11 protein-coding genes and 1 pseudogene are annotated in these 15,468 nt (G+C 67.9%); 9 read left to right on the top strand and 3 right to left on the bottom strand.

What is annotated here, in order from left to right:
- Nucleotides 1-24: 24 nt before the first annotated feature.
- The 8 genes from ACFP3H_RS04510 (at nt 25) to ACFP3H_RS04475 (ending at nt 11,847) form a co-directional block, all read left to right on the top strand.
- Nucleotides 25-2,436, top strand: coding sequence for an NADH-quinone oxidoreductase subunit G (locus tag ACFP3H_RS04510; protein WP_378601575.1), 2,412 nt, complete (start codon nt 25-27; stop codon nt 2,434-2,436).
- Nucleotides 2,429-4,216, top strand: coding sequence for an NADH-quinone oxidoreductase subunit NuoH (gene nuoH, locus ACFP3H_RS04505; RefSeq protein ID WP_378600020.1), 1,788 nt, complete (start codon nt 2,429-2,431; stop codon nt 4,214-4,216). The genes ACFP3H_RS04510 and nuoH overlap by 8 nt, the downstream gene beginning before the upstream one ends.
- Nucleotides 4,213-5,031 (top strand): NADH-quinone oxidoreductase subunit J, encoded by an 819-nt coding sequence (locus ACFP3H_RS04500; protein WP_378600018.1) that lies wholly within the window; start codon nt 4,213-4,215, stop codon nt 5,029-5,031. The genes nuoH and ACFP3H_RS04500 overlap by 4 nt, the downstream gene beginning before the upstream one ends.
- Nucleotides 5,028-5,327: an NADH-quinone oxidoreductase subunit NuoK gene (gene nuoK, locus ACFP3H_RS04495; RefSeq protein WP_378600015.1), complete on the top strand. Its 300-nt coding sequence runs from the start codon at nt 5,028-5,030 to the stop codon at nt 5,325-5,327. Before ACFP3H_RS04500 ends, nuoK begins: the two co-directional genes overlap by 4 nt.
- A gap of 1 nt (nt 5,328) precedes the next feature.
- Nucleotides 5,329-7,215, top strand: coding sequence for an NADH-quinone oxidoreductase subunit L (nuoL, locus tag ACFP3H_RS04490; RefSeq protein ID WP_378600013.1), 1,887 nt, complete (start codon nt 5,329-5,331; stop codon nt 7,213-7,215).
- On the top strand, nt 7,212-8,834 hold the full coding sequence (locus ACFP3H_RS04485) for an NADH-quinone oxidoreductase subunit M (RefSeq protein ID WP_378600010.1): 1,623 nt from the start codon (nt 7,212-7,214) through the stop codon (nt 8,832-8,834). Before nuoL ends, ACFP3H_RS04485 begins: the two co-directional genes overlap by 4 nt.
- The gene (gene nuoN, locus ACFP3H_RS04480; RefSeq protein ID WP_378600008.1) at nt 8,831-10,453 is read left to right on the top strand and encodes an NADH-quinone oxidoreductase subunit NuoN; all 1,623 of its coding nucleotides are present in this window, start codon (nt 8,831-8,833) and stop codon (nt 10,451-10,453) included. Before ACFP3H_RS04485 ends, nuoN begins: the two co-directional genes overlap by 4 nt.
- 168 nt (nt 10,454-10,621) lie before the next feature.
- Nucleotides 10,622-11,847, top strand: a protein-coding gene (locus tag ACFP3H_RS04475; protein ID WP_378600005.1) for an IS3 family transposase whose coding sequence is annotated in 2 segments (ribosomal slippage) — nt 10,622-10,937 and nt 10,937-11,847 — 1,227 coding nt in all. Because the reading frame shifts where the segments join, the coding sequence is not laid out codon by codon here.
- 300 nt (nt 11,848-12,147) lie between these two features.
- Here the strand turns inward: ACFP3H_RS04475 and ACFP3H_RS04470 are convergent.
- Nucleotides 12,148-13,254: a YncE family protein gene (locus tag ACFP3H_RS04470; protein ID WP_378600003.1), complete on the bottom strand. Its 1,107-nt coding sequence runs from the start codon at nt 13,252-13,254 to the stop codon at nt 12,148-12,150.
- 233 nt (nt 13,255-13,487) lie between these two features.
- Here ACFP3H_RS04470 and ACFP3H_RS04465 point away from each other — a divergent pair.
- Nucleotides 13,488-13,616, top strand: a pseudogene (locus tag ACFP3H_RS04465) (type 1 glutamine amidotransferase domain-containing protein); the annotation flags it as partial.
- Nucleotides 13,617-13,632: 16 nt separating this feature from the next.
- Here the strand turns inward: ACFP3H_RS04465 and ACFP3H_RS04460 are convergent.
- Nucleotides 13,633-14,487: a metal-dependent hydrolase gene (locus ACFP3H_RS04460; protein ID WP_378600000.1), complete on the bottom strand. Its 855-nt coding sequence runs from the start codon at nt 14,485-14,487 to the stop codon at nt 13,633-13,635.
- Between the two features lie 141 nt (nt 14,488-14,628).
- Complete coding sequence (locus ACFP3H_RS04455) at nt 14,629-15,375, bottom strand: dienelactone hydrolase family protein (RefSeq protein WP_378599998.1); 747 nt, start codon at nt 15,373-15,375, stop codon at nt 14,629-14,631.
- Nucleotides 15,376-15,468 lie beyond the last annotated feature (93 nt).

Genomic DNA, 15,468 nt, shown 5'->3' with positions numbered 1-15,468 from the left:
GCCGCGGACGCCCCCCTCGCCGACATGGTCAGCGTCACCATCGACGACACCACCGTGCAGGTCCCCGTGGGCACCCTGCTCATCCGCGCCGCCGAACTCATCGGCGTGCAGATCCCGCGCTTCTGCGACCACCCCCTGCTCGACCCGGTCGGCGCGTGCCGCCAATGCCTGGTGGAAGTGGAGGGCCAGCGAAAGCCGGTCGCCTCCTGCACGATTCCGGTCACCGACGGCATGATCGTGCGCACCCAGATCAGCTCCCCGGTCGCGGAGAAGGCCCAGCGCGGCGTGATGGAACTGCTGCTCATCAACCACCCCCTGGACTGTCCCGTCTGCGACAAGGGCGGCGAGTGCCCGCTGCAGAACCAGGCCATGTCCACCGGCAGCGCCGAATCCCGCTTCGACGGCGTCAAACGCACCTACCCCAAACCGATCCCGCTGTCCACGGCGGTCCTGCTCGATCGGGAACGGTGCGTGCTGTGCGCGCGCTGCACCCGGTTCTCCCAGCAGGTCGCCGGTGACCCGTTCATCGACCTGATGGATCGTGGTGCGCTACAACAGGTCGGCATCGCCCAGGCCGAGCCACTGGACTCCTACTTCTCCGGCAACACCGTCCAGATCTGCCCCGTCGGCGCCCTCACCGGCACCTCCTACCGGTTCCGCGCCCGCCCCTTCGACCTGGTCTCCACCCCCAGTGTCTGCGAACACTGCGCGGCGGGCTGCGCCCAACGCACCGACCACCGACGCGGAAAAGTGTTGCGCCGCTTGGCCGGTGACGACCCGCAGGTCAACGAGGAATGGAACTGCGACAAGGGCCGCTGGGCCTTCGCCTACGCCACCGAACGCGACCGCATCACCACCCCCATGGTGCGCGGCTGGGACGGCGTCCTGGCCCCGGTCTCCTGGCCCGAAGCCCTCACCGCCGCCGCCGCGGGCCTGAGCGCCGCGATCGGCAACGCCGGCGTGCTCGTCGGCGGGCGCGTCACCGAGGAAGAGGCCTACGCCTACAGCAAATTCGCGCGGATGGTGTTGGCCACCAACGACATCGACTTCCGCAGCCGCGTGCACTCCGAGGAAGAGGAACGTTTCCTCGCCGCCCGTGTGGCCGGACGCGGCGTCGATGTCGACTACACCGCCCTCGACAACGCCCCCGCCGTGCTGCTGGTCGGCTTCGAACCCGAAGAGGAATCCCCGATCGTCTACCTGCGGCTGCGCAAAGCCGCCCGCACCCGCGGACTCCGGGTCGTCGCACTTGCCCCGTTCGCCTCGCGCGGCCTGCAACGCATGTCGGGCACTCTGGTCACCACCCCGCCGTGCGGTGAGGCCGACATCATCAACGCGGTCCTGGCCGACGACTCACCGGGCGCGATCGAACTGCGGGCGATGCTGCGAGCGCCCGGCGCGATCGTGCTGGCCGGTGAACGGCTCGCGGGCAGCCCCGGCGCCCTGTCCGCGGTGACCCGGCTGGCCGACCTCACCGGCGCGGGCCTGGCGTGGGTGCCGCGCCGCGCCGGTGAACGCGGCGCCCTGGAAGCCGGCGCCCTGCCGAGCCTGCTCCCCGGCGGTCGCCCCGTCGTGGATCCCAGTGCCCGCCAACAGGTTCGACACCGCTGGCAGGCCGACGAACTGCCCGTCACCGCGGGCCGCGACACCACCGCGATCCTGGCCAACGCCGCCCAACTGGGCGCGCTGATCATCGGCGGCGTCGACCCGGCCGACCTGCCCGATCCGGTCGCCGCCCTGGCCGCCATCGACGCGGCCCGGTTCGTGGTCAGCCTCGAACTGCGCCACAGCACCGTCACCGAACGCGCCGACGTCGTGTTCCCGGTGGCGACCGCGATGGAGAAATCGGGCACCTTCCGCACCTGGGAGGGCCGACCGCGCCCCTTCACCGCCGCCGCCCTCGACACCACCCGCCGCGTCGCCGCCCCCCTGTCGGACCTGCGGGTCCTGGATTCCCTGGCCACCCACATGGGCACCCCCATCGCCCTGCCCGACCACACCGCCGCCCGCACCGAACTCGACACCCTCGGCGCCTGGACCGGCGAACCGATCCCCGCGCCCGACCTGACCAGCCAGACCCGCCCCGTCCCCGGACCCGGCACCGCGGTCCTGGCCGGGTGGCGGATGCTGCTCGACGCGGGCCGCATGCAGGACGGTGAACCCCACCTCGCCGGCATCGCCCGCCCGCCCGTGGCGCGGCTCTCGGCCGCGACCGCCGCCGAGATCGAAGCCGCCGAGGCCGATCACATCATCGTCGCCACCGACCGCGGCGAGATCACGCTGCCGCTGCTGATCACCGATCTGCCCGACCGGGTCGTGTGGTTGCCGCTGCACTCGCCCGGCTCGACCGTCGCCGCCGCACTCGGTGTGACCCCCGGCGCCGTGGTGCGCCTGCGTCGCGCCGACGACAGGATGAAGGAACACCGTCATGAGTGATCGAGCGCAGTTCCTCGCGGCCGAGGCCGGACCCGTGTTCGGCACCGACCCGTTCTGGTTGGTCGTGGTCAAGGCGCTGGGCGTGTTCGTCTACCTGATGCTGGTCCCGCTGATCGCGGTCTACGCCGAACGCAAGGTCGTGGCCAGGATGCAGATGCGGTTGGGCCCCAACCGCATCGGGCCCAAGGGCATGTTCCAGTCGATCGCCGACGGCGTGAAGATGGCCCTCAAGGAAGACATCATTCCCGCCATCGTCGACAAACCGATCTTCGTGCTCGCCCCGATCATCTCGGTGATCCCGGCGTTCATGGCGTTCGCGGTGATCCCGATGGGCCCGGAGGTGTCGATCTTCGGCACCCACACCCCGCTGCAACTCACCGACATGCCCGTCGCGGTCCTCTACATCCTCGCCATCACCTCGATCGGCGTCTACGGCATCGTCCTGGCCGGCTGGTCCTCCGGCTCGACCTACCCGCTGCTCGGCGGGCTACGCTCCACCGCCCAGGTGATCTCCTACGAGATCGCCATGGCCCTGACCTTCGCCACGGTCTTCCTGCTCTCGGGCACCATGGCGACCTCCCAGATCGTCTCCGCCCAGGAGGGCACCTGGTATGTCTTCCTGCTGCTGCCCTCGTTCCTGATCTACTGCGTGGCGATGGTCGGCGAGACCAACCGCGCCCCCTTCGACCTGCCCGAAGCCGAAGGCGAGCTCGTCGGCGGCTTCCACACCGAGTACTCCTCGCTCAAGTTCGCGATGTTCATGCTCGCCGAATACGTCAACATGGCTACGGTCTCCGCGCTGGCGACCACCCTGTTCCTCGGCGGCTGGCGCGCCCCGTTCCCGATCAGCCTGTGGGAGGGCGCCAACTCCGGGTGGTGGCCGCTGCTGTGGTTCACCATCAAGGTCTGGATGTTCCTGTTCGTGTTCGTCTGGTTGCGCGGCACCCTGCCCCGCCTGCGCTACGACCAGTTCATGAACCTCGGCTGGAAACTACTCATCCCCACCTCGCTGGTGTGGGTGATGATCGTGGCCGCCGCCCGCGTCCTGGACCTGGAAGGGCTGCCCGGCCAGAACTTCGTCCTCGTCGGCGTCGGCCTGGTGATCACGGTCGCGATGATCGCGACATTCCTGCGCGCCGGCCGCAGCGCCGGGCTCCCGCCGTTGCCCCCCGAACCCGCCACCTCCCCGGTCTTCCTGGGCTTCCCGGTCCCCCCGATGCCGCCCCGCCCGACCGACGACGCACCCGAGATCGGCCTGTTCGAACCGCTGGCCGGTTTCGCCGTCACCGCCGCCACCATGTTCAAGAAGCCCAACACCGAGTCCTACCCCGAACAGAAGGTCCCCACCGCCGCGCGCTACCACGGCCGCCACCAGCTCAACCGCTACGACGACGGCCTCGAGAAATGCATCGGCTGCGAACTGTGCGCGTGGGCGTGCCCGGCGGATGCCATCTTCGTCGAAGGCGCCGACAACACCGAGGACGAACGTTTCTCTCCCGGTGAGCGTTACGGGCGCGTCTACCAGATCAACTACCTGCGCTGCATCGGCTGCGGCCTGTGCATCGAGGCCTGCCCGACCCGCGCGCTGACGATGACCAACGAGTACGAACTCACCGACGACAACCGCGCCGACCTCATCTACGAGAAGGACCGCCTGCTGGCCCCGATGGAACCCGGCATGGTCCAAGCCCCGCACCCGATGGCGCCGGGCACCGACGCCGCCGACTACTACCTGGGCCGGGTCGGTCCCGTCACCACCGAGCAGGAGGTCCTGCGATGAGCGCGCACCTGTTGGCCGCCGAGATCGCCGACACCGCCACCGGCGAAGCCGTCCTGTTCTGGGTCCTCGCCCCGATCGCCGTGCTCGGCGCCCTGGGCATGGTCACCGCCGCCAAGGCCGTGCACTCGGCGCTGTGCCTGGCCGCCACCATGATCTCGCTGGCCGTGTTCTACATCGCCCAGGACGCCCTGTTCCTCGGCGTCGTGCAGATCGTCGTCTACACCGGCGCGGTCATGATGCTGTTCCTGTTCGTGCTCATGCTCGTCGGCGTCGACTCGGCCGAATCACTGCGCGAGAACCTGCGCGGTCAACGCGTCGCGGCCGCGATCGTCGGCGTCGGCTTCGGGATGCTGCTCATCGGCGGCATCGGCGCGGGCCTGCGCGACAGCGGAAACACCTTGTCCGGCAACGGTTTCGGCGGCCGTGACGTGATCGGCGAGCTGGCCGACGCGATCTTCCTGCGCTACGTGTGGGCCTTCGAACTCACCGGCGCCCTGCTGATCACCGCCACCATCGGCGCGATGGTGCTGGCCCACCGCGACCAGTTCACCCCCAAACGCGGCCAGCGCGAGATGTCACGCGACCGGTTCCGCACCGCGGGCGAACGCGCCACCCCGCAACCGACCCCCGGCGTCTACGCCCGCCACAACGCTGTCGACAGCCCCGCCCAACTGCCCGACGGCTCCTTCGCCGAGCACTCGGTGTCGACGATCCTGCGCCACCGCCGCAACCGCGCCCACACCGAAGCCGCCGTGGCCTCGGTCGGCACGATCCGCGACGACAATCCGACTGCTGACGAGGAAGGCAAGCGGTGAACCCCCAGAACTACCTGTTCCTGTCCGCGCTGTTGTTCACCATCGGCGCCGCGGGAGTGCTGTTGCGCCGCAACGCGATCGTGGTGTTCATGTGCGTGGAACTGATGCTCAACGCGGTGAACCTGGCCTTCGTCACCTTCGCCCGCCTGCACAGCAACCTCGACGGTCAGGTGATCGCGTTCTTCACCATGGTCGTCGCCGCCGCCGAGGTCGTCGTCGGCCTGGCCATCATCATGACGATCTTCCGTGCCCGCCGGTCGACCTCGGTCGACGACGCCAGCCTGTTGAAGTTCTGACATGGGTACCGCACCGTTGTGGCTGCTGCCCGCCATCCCGCTCGCCGGAGCGACCCTGCTGCTCCTGCTCGGCCGCCGCTGCGACCGCTGGGGCCCCTACCTGGGCACCGTGGCCGCGCTGGGTTCCTTCGCCGTGGCCGCCGTCGCGTTCTCCGACATGCTCGCCCGCTCCGACGCCGACCGCGCCCAGCACCTCCAGCTGTTCGAGTGGGTGGCCACCGGTGAGCTGCACGTCGGGTTCGGCCTGCAACTCGACCAGCTCTCGATCTGCTTCGCCCTGCTCATCACCGGCGTCGGCTCGCTGATCCACATCTACTCCCTCGGCTACATGCGCCACGACCCCGGCCGCCGCCGCTTCTTCGCCTACCTCAACCTGTTCCTGGCCGCCATGCTCGTGCTGGTCCTGGCCGACAACTTCCTGGTCCTGTTCCTGGGCTGGGAAGGCGTGGGCCTGGCCTCCTACCTGCTGATCGGCTTCTGGTACCAAAAGCCTTCCGCCGCCACAGCGGCCAAGAAGGCGTTCATCGTCAACCGCGTCGGCGACATGGGCCTGGCCATCGCGATGATGGTCCTGTTCACCACCTTCGGCAGCTTCGACTTCCGCACCGTCTTCGCCGCCGCCCCCGACGCGAGCGAACCCACACTCACCGCCATCGGCCTGCTGCTGCTCCTCGCCGCCTGCGGCAAATCCGCGCAGGTGCCGCTGCAATCGTGGCTCGGCGACGCCATGGAGGGCCCCACCCCGGTCTCGGCACTCATCCACGCCGCCACCATGGTCACCGCCGGTGTGTACCTGATCGCGCGCACCAACCCCATCTACGATCTCGCCCCCGGTGCCCGCGCCGCCGTACTCGCCGTCGGCGCGGTGACGCTGCTGTTCGGCGCCATCATCGGCTGCGCCAAGGACGACATCAAGAAGGCACTGGCCGCCTCCACCATGAGCCAGATCGGCTACATGATCCTGGCCGTGGGCCTGGGCCCCGCCGGCTACGCCTTCGCGATCATGCACCTGCTCACCCACGGCTTCTTCAAGGCCGGACTGTTCCTCGGCGCCGGTTCGGTCATGCACGCCATGAACGACGAAACCGACATGCGCCGCTACGGCGGCCTGCGCACCCTCATGCCGATCACCTTCATCACCTTCGGCCTCGGCTACCTCGCGATCATCGGCGTCCCCCCGTTCTCCGGGTTCTTCTCCAAGGACAAGATCATCGAAGCCGCCTTCGACCACGGTGGCGCGATCGGCATCCTGCTCGGCGCGGTCACCCTGCTCGGCGCCGGCCTCACCGCCTTCTACATGACCCGGGTCATGCTGATGACCTTCTTCGGCGAACGCCGCTGGAAGCCCGACACCCACCCGCACGAATCCCCCGCCGTGATGACCGGCCCGATGATCCTGCTCGCCTTCGGCTCCGTGTTCGCCGGTGGCCTGTTCGTCTGGGGTGCGTCCCTGGTCAACTGGCTCACCCCCGTCGTCGGCTCCCACCACGGCGAACCCGTGATCCCCGCCGCCGTCGTCACCGGCCTGGCCCTGACCGTCGTCGTGATCGGCGTGGCCGTGGCCTACCGCAAATACGCCGAGGCCCCCGTCCCCGAGGTGGCGCCCGAACCGGTCAGCGTCCTCACCGAGGCCGCCCGCGCGGACCTCTACGGCGACAAGATCAACGAAGCCGTCGTCGAACGGCCCGGTCGCCATCTCACCCGCGCCCTGGTCTTCCTCGACGCGAAGGGCGTCGACGGGATCGTCAATGGACTGGCCGCCTCGATCGGCGGGCTCTCGGCCCGAATCCGCACGGTGCAGACCGGTTTCGTGCGCTCCTACGCCCTGTCCATGTTCACCGGCGCGGCCCTGGTGGCCGCCGCCCTTCTCGCGGTGAGGTACTGGTGAACTCGTTCCCCTGGCTGACAACCCTGTGGCTGGCCCCCGCGATCGGCGCGGGCCTGGTCCTGGCCGTGCCCGCGGGCCGGCGCACCCTGGCCCGCGCCCTGGCCTTCGCGATCTCGCTCGGCGTACTCGCCCTGGCGATCGTGCTGGCGGTGCGGTTCCAACCCGGCGGCGACCCCTACCAATTCGTCGAATCCCGCGAGTGGATCCCGGCCTTCGGCGTCGGCTACACCCTCGGCCTCGACGGCATCGCCACCGCGCTGGTCCTGCTCACCGCCGCCCTGGTCCCGCTGCTGATCCTGGCGGGCTGGAACGACGAGACCGCCTCCGGGCAGGGCCGCCGCACCACCGGCATCTACATGGCGCTGATGCTGCTGGTCGAGTCGATGGTGCTGATCTCGTTCCTGTCGCTGGACATCCTGCTGTTCTATATCTTCTTCGAAGCCATGCTCATCCCGATGTACTTCCTCATCGGCGGCTTCGGCACCCGCACCACCGACGCGGCCGTGCGCGCCCAACGCTCCCGCGCCGCGGTGAAGTTCCTGCTCTACAACCTGTTCGGCGGGCTCATCATGCTCGTCGCGGTGATCGGGCTGTATGTGCTCACCGCGAAAGCCGGTCTCGGCCAGGGTTCGGCGGGCACTTTCGACCTGCGCATCGTGATCGCGGCCGCCAACAACGGCGAACTCGGCGGCAGCACCGCGGTCCTCAACGCCCTGTTCCTCGGTTTCCTGTTCGCCTTCGCCGTCAAAGCCCCCCTGTGGCCCCTGCACACCTGGCTGCCCGACGCCGCGGTCTCGGCTACTCCCGCCAGCGCGGTGCTGATGATGGCCGTGGTCGACAAGGTCGGCACCTTCGGCATGCTGCGCTACTGCCTGCTGCTGTTCCCCCTGGCCTCGGACACCTTCGCGCCCCTGGTCATCACCCTCGCGGTGATCGGCATCCTCTACGGCGCCCTGCTCGCCATCGGCCAGACCGATGTCATGCGCCTGATCGCCTACACCTCGATCTCGCACTTCGGCTTCATCATCCTGGGCATCTTCGCCATGACCACCCAGTCCCAATCCGGGGCCACCCTCTACATGGTCAACCACGGATTGTCCACGGCCGCACTGTTTCTCATCGCCGGGTTCCTCGTCTCCCGGCGCGGCACCCGGATGATCGCCGACTACGGCGGCGTCCAGAAAGTCGCGCCGGTCCTGGCCGGAACGTTCTTCATCGCGGGCCTGGCCACCCTGTCGCTGCCCGGTCTGGCCCCGTTCGTCAGCGAATTCCTGGTCCTGATCGGCACCTTCCCCAAGTACCAGGTGGCCGCGGTCATCGCGACCTTCGCCCTGGTGCTGGCCGCCGTCTACATCCTGTGGCTCTACCAGCGATTGATGACCGGCCCGCTGAAGAAGGACAACGAGCACCTGCGCGACCTGGTGCCGCGCGAACTCGCCGTCGTCGTCCCGCTGCTCATCGCGCTGCTCGTACTCGGCTTCTACCCCAAACCGATCCTCGATCTGGTCGATCCCGCCGTGGGCCACACCCTGTCGACGATCGGTAAGAACGACCCCGCCCCCAAGGTCCCCGCACCCGAAGCCGGAGCGGCCACCGCGCCCGCAGGCAGCCACAAATGAGGACGGATTCCGTGACCATCACCGAGCTCGCCGCCATCGCGCCCGCACCGAGCATCGAATACCACCTGCTCTCACCGATGCTGATCGTGTTCGCGGTCGGTGTGGTCGGCGTGCTCGTCGAAGCGTTCGTGCCCCGCCCGTACCGGTACGCGACCCAGCTCGCCCTCGGCGTCACCGGCGTGATCGGCGCGCTGATCGCGGTGATCCTGCTCGGCGGCACCGAAGCCACCGCCGTCATGGGCGCGGTCGCCATCGACGGTGTGACCCTGTTCCTGCAGGGCACGATCCTGCTCGTCTCGTTGCTCGGGCTGCTGTTGATCGCCGAACGCGGCGCCGTCCCGCGCGCCCGCAGCGGTCCCGGCACGTGGAGTCGCGCGGCCGCCGCCCTCGACCGCGGCGTCGACGCCTTCACCCCGCAGGCCTCCGCCGTGCCCGGCAGCGCGCACGAACTCGCCGCCGTGCGTTCCGGTGTCGCGACCACCGAGGTCTTCCCGCTGACCATGATCGCGGTCGGTGGCCTGCTGCTGTTCCCCGCCTCCAACGACCTGTTGACGATGTTCGTCGCCCTGGAAGTGCTGTCGCTGCCGCTGTACCTGCTGTGCGGGTTGGCGCGGCGCAAGCGGTTGCTCTCCCAGGAAGCTGCGATGAAGTACTTCCTGCTCGGCGCCTTCTCCTCGGCCTTCTTCCTCTACGGCGTGGCCCTGCTCTACGGGCAGACCGGCACGGTGTCGCTGCCCGGCATCGGCGCGGCCCTGGACAAGGACTCCGACAACGCGACCCTGGCGCTGCTGGGCATCGCGCTACTCGCCGTCGGCCTGCTGTTCAAGATCGGCGCCGTCCCCTTCCAAGCCTGGGTCCCCGACGTCTACCAGGGCGCGCCAACCCCCATCACCGCGTTCATGGCCGCCGCCACCAAAATCGCCGCGGTCGGTGCGACCATGCGGGTGCTGATGGTGGGAACCGGTGCGCTGAGCGCGGATTGGCGCCCCGTCCTCGCCGCCGTCGCGGTGGCGACCATGATCGTCGGCGCGGTCATGGCCATCACCCAGACCGACGTCAAACGCATGCTCGCCTACTCCTCCATCGCCCACGCCGGCTTCCTGCTCGTCGGCGTCGCCGCCGCCGACACCGCCGGTATCGCCGCCGTCCTGTTCTACCTGCTGGCCTACGGCCTCGGCACCGTCGGCGCTTTCGCCGTCGTCAGCCTGGTCCGCGACGCCTCCGGCGACGAAGCCACCGCCCTGTCGCACTGGGCGGGCCTGGGCCGCCGATCCCCCTGGCTCGCCTCGATCTTCGCCCTGCTCCTGCTGTCCTTCGCGGGCCTGCCCCTCACCAGCGGCTTCGTCAGCAAGTTCGCCGTCTTCGCCGCCGCCTCCGGCGCCGGCTACACCCCCCTGATCATCATCGGCGTCCTCTGCAGCGCCATCGCCGCCTTCTTCTACATCCGCGTCATAGTCCTGATGTTCTTCACCGATCCCCCCACCCCCGCACCCACCATCACCGCCCCCTTCGCCACCACCCTCGTCATCGCCTTCACCGCAGGCGCCACCCTCCTCCTCGGCACCTACCCCCAACCCCTCCTCGACCTAGCCAACCGTTCCGCCCACTTCCTGCCCTGAATCTCGAATCATGGTGTGACCCAGCAGCTCCGGTCACACCATGATTCAGTAGGTCATGTTCACCATCGCCTTGCTCCAGTACGCCGGCAGCGGACCGAGGGTCTTGACCCCGGGTAATGGATACGCTTGATCTTGGTCTCAGACCAGAAAAGCGAGAAGATCTACCCAATGTCCAAGAAGAACTACACCGACGAGTTCCGCCGCGACGCGGTCGCGCTCTACCGCGACACCGACGGCGCGACCATCGCCGGGATCGCCACCGACCTCGGCATTTCCCACGGCTCGCTGACCGCCTGGCTCAAAAACGCCGGCGTCCCGATCCGTAAACCCCGAACAAATCCGGTGCCCGGACCCACCGCCGAGGAAACCCCCGAGCAAGAAGCCGCCCGCCTGCGGTCAGAGCTCGCCCAGGTCAAAGCCGAGAAAGCCAAGCTCGAGACCGAGCGCGACATCCTGCGATCGGCGGCCAAATATTTCGCCGGGGAGACGCGCTGGTGACCCGCTTCCAGTTCGTCGCCGACCACTCCGACACCTTCGAGGTGAAGCGGTTATGCCAGGTCATCGATATCGCCCGATCCTCGTACTACGCGTGGATCAACGCCGCCGACACACGAGCAGCCCGCGCTGATGCCGACGCTGAACTCGCCGCCAAAATCCGTGCGGTCCACGACACCGACAACACCTGCGGGCGGCCCCGAATCACCGCCGAGCTCAACGACGGCGCCCTCGCCGGGCAACGGATCAACCACAAACGCATCGCAAGGATCGTGCGCGAGAACAACATCGAAGGTTTGCGGCTGCGCCGCCGACACCGCACCACCATCGCCGAGCCTGCCGACACCCCGCCGAAGGACCTGGTGCGCCGGGATTTCACCGCGACCGCACCGAACACCAAATACGTCGGTGACATCACCTATCTGCCCTGCGGGGACGGTGAGTTCTTGTACTTGGCCACGGTGATCGACTGCTTCTCCCGCCGACTGGTCGGCTGGTCGATCGCTGACCACATGCGCACCGAACTCGTCGAAAACGCACTCACCGCCGCAGCTGCGACCCGCGGCAGTCTCGCTGGGGCCATCTTTCATGCTGATCGCGGAAGTCAGTACACCGCAAGGGATTTCGCGACACTTTGCACGATTTTGGGGGTCACCCGATCGGCAGGCGCTGTAGGCACGAGCGCAGATAATGCCCTCGCGGAATCGTTCAACGCGACCCTCAAACGCGAGACGTTGCAAGGTGCGACCCGGTGGGAATCGCCGCGGGCGGCACGGTCGGCGGTGTTCCGGTGGATCACCCGCTACAACACCCGCCGAAGGCACTCCTTCTGCGGCTATCTCAGCCCTGCCGACTACGAATCCGCTTACGCCCCGGATAGCATGGCTGACGCCGCGTAATCACAAATCCCGTGTCCAGTCTCCGGGGTCAAGGCCCCGATGCGGGACGAGGAAGCCCGGTTGGATCAGGGCCTGCGCCAACGTGGAATACCGGTGCGGTACTACACACCGAAACGCCTCCACCGCCGACAACTTCCGCTGGGCCCGGAGACCTTCATCGCCGGTGACATCGGCACGATGCACGCCGCCATGCGCCAACTCGCGATTCCCCTACCGGAACCCGACGACTACCCCCGACTCCGCCGGTTCCTAGCCATGCCGGGCACTGCGGCAGGCCTCCGCTGTTGCACGGTTAGGTGATCACCGAGGAGCGATCACCTCGATCTGATCAGCATTCTCGTTCGTCACGTACAGGTAGTGGGTTGCTGGATCCACTGCGGCGCCCCAGGTCGCCGAGCCGTATGTGGTGGATCGGGTGATGCCAGAGGAGCGTGTGGCGGTCAGTGTGCGGGTTCGCGTGTCGACCATCGTCACGGTGCCGGCCGCCATTCCGGTGAAATACACCGTGTGTTCCGCCGGGTCTATGACGGCGCCGAAAGCCTTGCCGCGTATTCCCAACGAGACGCTGTCTGCCCGAGTCCGGCTGTCGATGTCGATGACAGAGACCAGGTTCTCAGTGGAGTGAGTCACGTATGCCGTGCGATGTCGCGGGTCGATGGCGATGTATCGCGGATCGTTGCCGACCGGGATCGTGGTGCTCACGGTATAGGTCGCGGCGTCGAGGACCGACACGCCGTCTCCGCTGACGACCCACAGGTCATGGGAGGCCGGATCAACTGCCAGACCACGGACGTCATCCCCGACCGGAACGGTCGTGACGACGGCCCGGGTAACCGCGTCGATAACGGTCACGGTATCGGAGAACCGGTTGCCGACGTAGACGATGCCTCGAACCGAGTCGACCACGACGGCGGCCGGGTCACCATCGAATTCGATTGTCGCGGTGACGGTATTACTGTCCGGGCTGATGACCAGTACCTTGCCGGCCGAGTTCCCGCACACCAAGTAGACGAGGTGGGTAACCGGGTCGACCGCGATCGACTGGGGATATCCCGGAAACACCCGCCCCGCCGGAATGGTGGCGGTGACTGTGTGGGTGCGGGTGTCGATCACCGACACCGACTGTTCCTCGTCCGAGTCCGACAGATGCGCGACGTATGCCCTGTTCAATCCGGGATCGATCGCGACACTGCGCGGGTTCTCACCCACGGCCACGGTCGCTTCGATCCGGTACGGCCCGGGCCCGATGCTGGAACCACCAACGGTGGCCGGATCGGTGGTTGTGGTAGCGGGCGCGGTGGTGGTAAATCTCGCTACCGGAGCACCCGATCTCGTTGCCGCACAACCGCAAACGAGAACCCCCACCACCAAGCAGATCCCAGCAGTCACCCTTGTCTTGGAACGCATTTGCCGAAACCTATCAGCCCACCGACATCAGGTCTCACCGATGTACAACGGCCGAGTTCACCCATGCCGCGCTCGACTGCGCCTGACCGTGGCCGGTCGACGAGCGTTCCGTCATCGCATCAGTCCGTGAGGATCCGCTTGACTCCTTCTCGATAGGTGGTGACCTGGAAGTCGGGAAAGCGGGCCGCGAACTTCGAGCTGTCGAAGATGTTGTCGTCGCGGTAGCGGCCGATCAGCTTCCGTTCGTGTCCTACACCGCCGTCGACGGAAACCTTGTCACCGGCCAGAACCCGGGCTCGGCCAAGGCCACGGCACGCAAGGTCGTCGAGGCTCTGGCGGGCACCTCGCGGGCTCGCCCCTGAGACGCGATGAGGTGGGTCAGCGCAGATGGTCGACGAGTGTTCCGTCGTCGCCGAAGAGTTCGGCAGTCCAGTGTTCCAGCAGGGCCGTGTTGTCGATGTCGTCGGGATGGAACCCCGGTTTGTTGTAGGCCCGAACCCGTCGCCCCACCGACCGCGTCAGGAACGGCGAGCGCGGTATCGCGGCGAGACTGCGCGCCAACCTGATCGGGTGGTAGGTAGCGCGATCACCGAGCATCGACAGGGCAGTACTGAGTACGACTCCGACGGCGAAGGCGACCGAGATCCCGCGCATCACCCAGATCCGTCGCCGTTCCGTCCCGCCGACCGCACGGTAGACGTCGAAGGCGACCGCCCGATGTTCGGACTCCTCGATCGCGTGCCACAGCAGCATCGCGCGCACCTCGGTGGAGCCGAGCAACGCCTGCGCCCGCTCGTCGCTGAGCAATGTCTCGGCGAACACCGCCGTGAAGTGCTCGAGCGCGGCCGTCATCGCCAGGCACGTCAACGGCGAGAACACACGCTCGTACCGCGCCAGGATGCGCCGGGTGGCGCGGTCGGCTCGCCGAGTGGGATAGCCCATCTGCTGCAATCGCTCGTTCAACGCACGATGCTCACGCCCATGGGTCACTTCCTGTCCGATGAACCCCTGAACCTGCGCCCGCAGCTCCGGATCGGCGAGCTCGTCGGCATATCGACGCACCGAGCGAACGAAGAAGTCCTCTCCCTCGGGAAACGTCGCCGACAGATACGCGATGGCATGACTCATCACCAGGTCCCCGTCGACGTAATGCCGATCGAGTGCCCCTGCGGGATAAGCGAATCGAATACGACGAGCACGAACGACTCGTCTGCTCGGGTCGGTGGCGTTCACGGAGATTCCCCCTCGGTGGGTGTGGCCTACCCCTGGTGGGCGCGAACCACCATCTTGAACGCGTCGAGCACCGCCGCGACGCGAAACGACTCCGGTCCGCCGCCGGAGCACCCGATGTACTCCGGCGGAGAAAGCTCGGGGTCAGATCCCGGACCGGCCCACATGGTGAGTGAAGAAGCGGGCCGAACTGGCGCGTTCGTGGTCAGGGACCGGATAGCGCCTGCCCGAGTGAGCGTGTAGCGACTTGTCTGCCGAGCCGAGGGCGTCGAAGAAGGCGATCCCGGCCGCACGGTCGAAGTGCTTGTCGTTCCAGGGAATTCGGTATTCGACCGGGGTGGTCACCTGCCTTGCGGCCGCGAGCAAGGCGTCATTCACGAACACCGGACCGAAGCTCATGGCCGCGATTCTGGTGTCGGCGGCGGCCAGCAGCAGACCGGTGACGACGCCCAGGGAGACCCCGCCGTAGCCGACGGGCTTCTCGGTCCCGATTTCCGGAAGGGATTGCAGCGCATCGAGAGTCGCCCGCCATTCGGGGACCGCCCGCCGAGCCACCGACATGCTGTAGTCGCTGACGATCGCGTCGATCGGCTCACCTGCCGCCCGAGCCTGTTGGATCGCCGCCACCGCGGCGTGATCCCGGGAATCACGCGGGCGACCCCCGTGCCCGGGTGCGTCGACGGCGGCGACAGTGAACCCGTGGTCGGTGACGTTGTAGTGCGCGGACGCCACCAACCCGGGCGCCTCCTTGTGCATACCGCCGGCGTGCCCCGCTAGCAGAAGCGGGGCGTCGCCGGGGATGGTCGGCGACCACAGCACGCCGCTGATGTCGCCGAGGACGAAGTGACGTTCGAGGACACCGTTCGACGATGTCTCGGAGGTGAAGTGCATGATGTTGCCTTTCGGAAGTGCCTGAGAAAGGCGCTCCCGACGACACCTACCGCCGCACCGTGAACACGAGTGGGAGCACCCACATGGTCGTTG

The organism is Nocardia lasii (genome assembly GCF_042658545.1).
In the GTDB taxonomy this organism is placed as follows: domain Bacteria; phylum Actinomycetota; class Actinomycetes; order Mycobacteriales; family Mycobacteriaceae; genus Nocardia; species Nocardia lasii.
Note: the sequence above shows the minus strand (reverse complement) of the source record. Positions and strands in the feature narration are given on the sequence as shown.

What these genes read in the sequence shown, in the direction of transcription:
- ACFP3H_RS04510 (WP_378601575.1), top strand. Translation starts at nt 25, where the DNA reads ATGGTCAGCGTCACCATCGACGACACCACCGTGCAGGTCCCCGTGGGC.
- ACFP3H_RS04500 (WP_378600018.1), top strand. Translation starts at nt 4,213, where the DNA reads ATGAGCGCGCACCTGTTGGCCGCCGAGATCGCCGACACCGCCACCGGC.
- nuoH (WP_378600020.1), top strand. Translation starts at nt 2,429, where the DNA reads ATGAGTGATCGAGCGCAGTTCCTCGCGGCCGAGGCCGGACCCGTGTTC.
- ACFP3H_RS04470 (WP_378600003.1), bottom strand. Translation starts at nt 13,254, where the DNA reads ATGCGTTCCAAGACAAGGGTGACTGCTGGGATCTGCTTGGTGGTGGGG.
- nuoL (WP_378600013.1), top strand. Translation starts at nt 5,329, where the DNA reads ATGGGTACCGCACCGTTGTGGCTGCTGCCCGCCATCCCGCTCGCCGGA.
- ACFP3H_RS04455 (WP_378599998.1), bottom strand. Translation starts at nt 15,375, where the DNA reads ATGCACTTCACCTCCGAGACATCGTCGAACGGTGTCCTCGAACGTCAC.
- nuoN (WP_378600008.1), top strand. Translation starts at nt 8,831, where the DNA reads ATGAGGACGGATTCCGTGACCATCACCGAGCTCGCCGCCATCGCGCCC.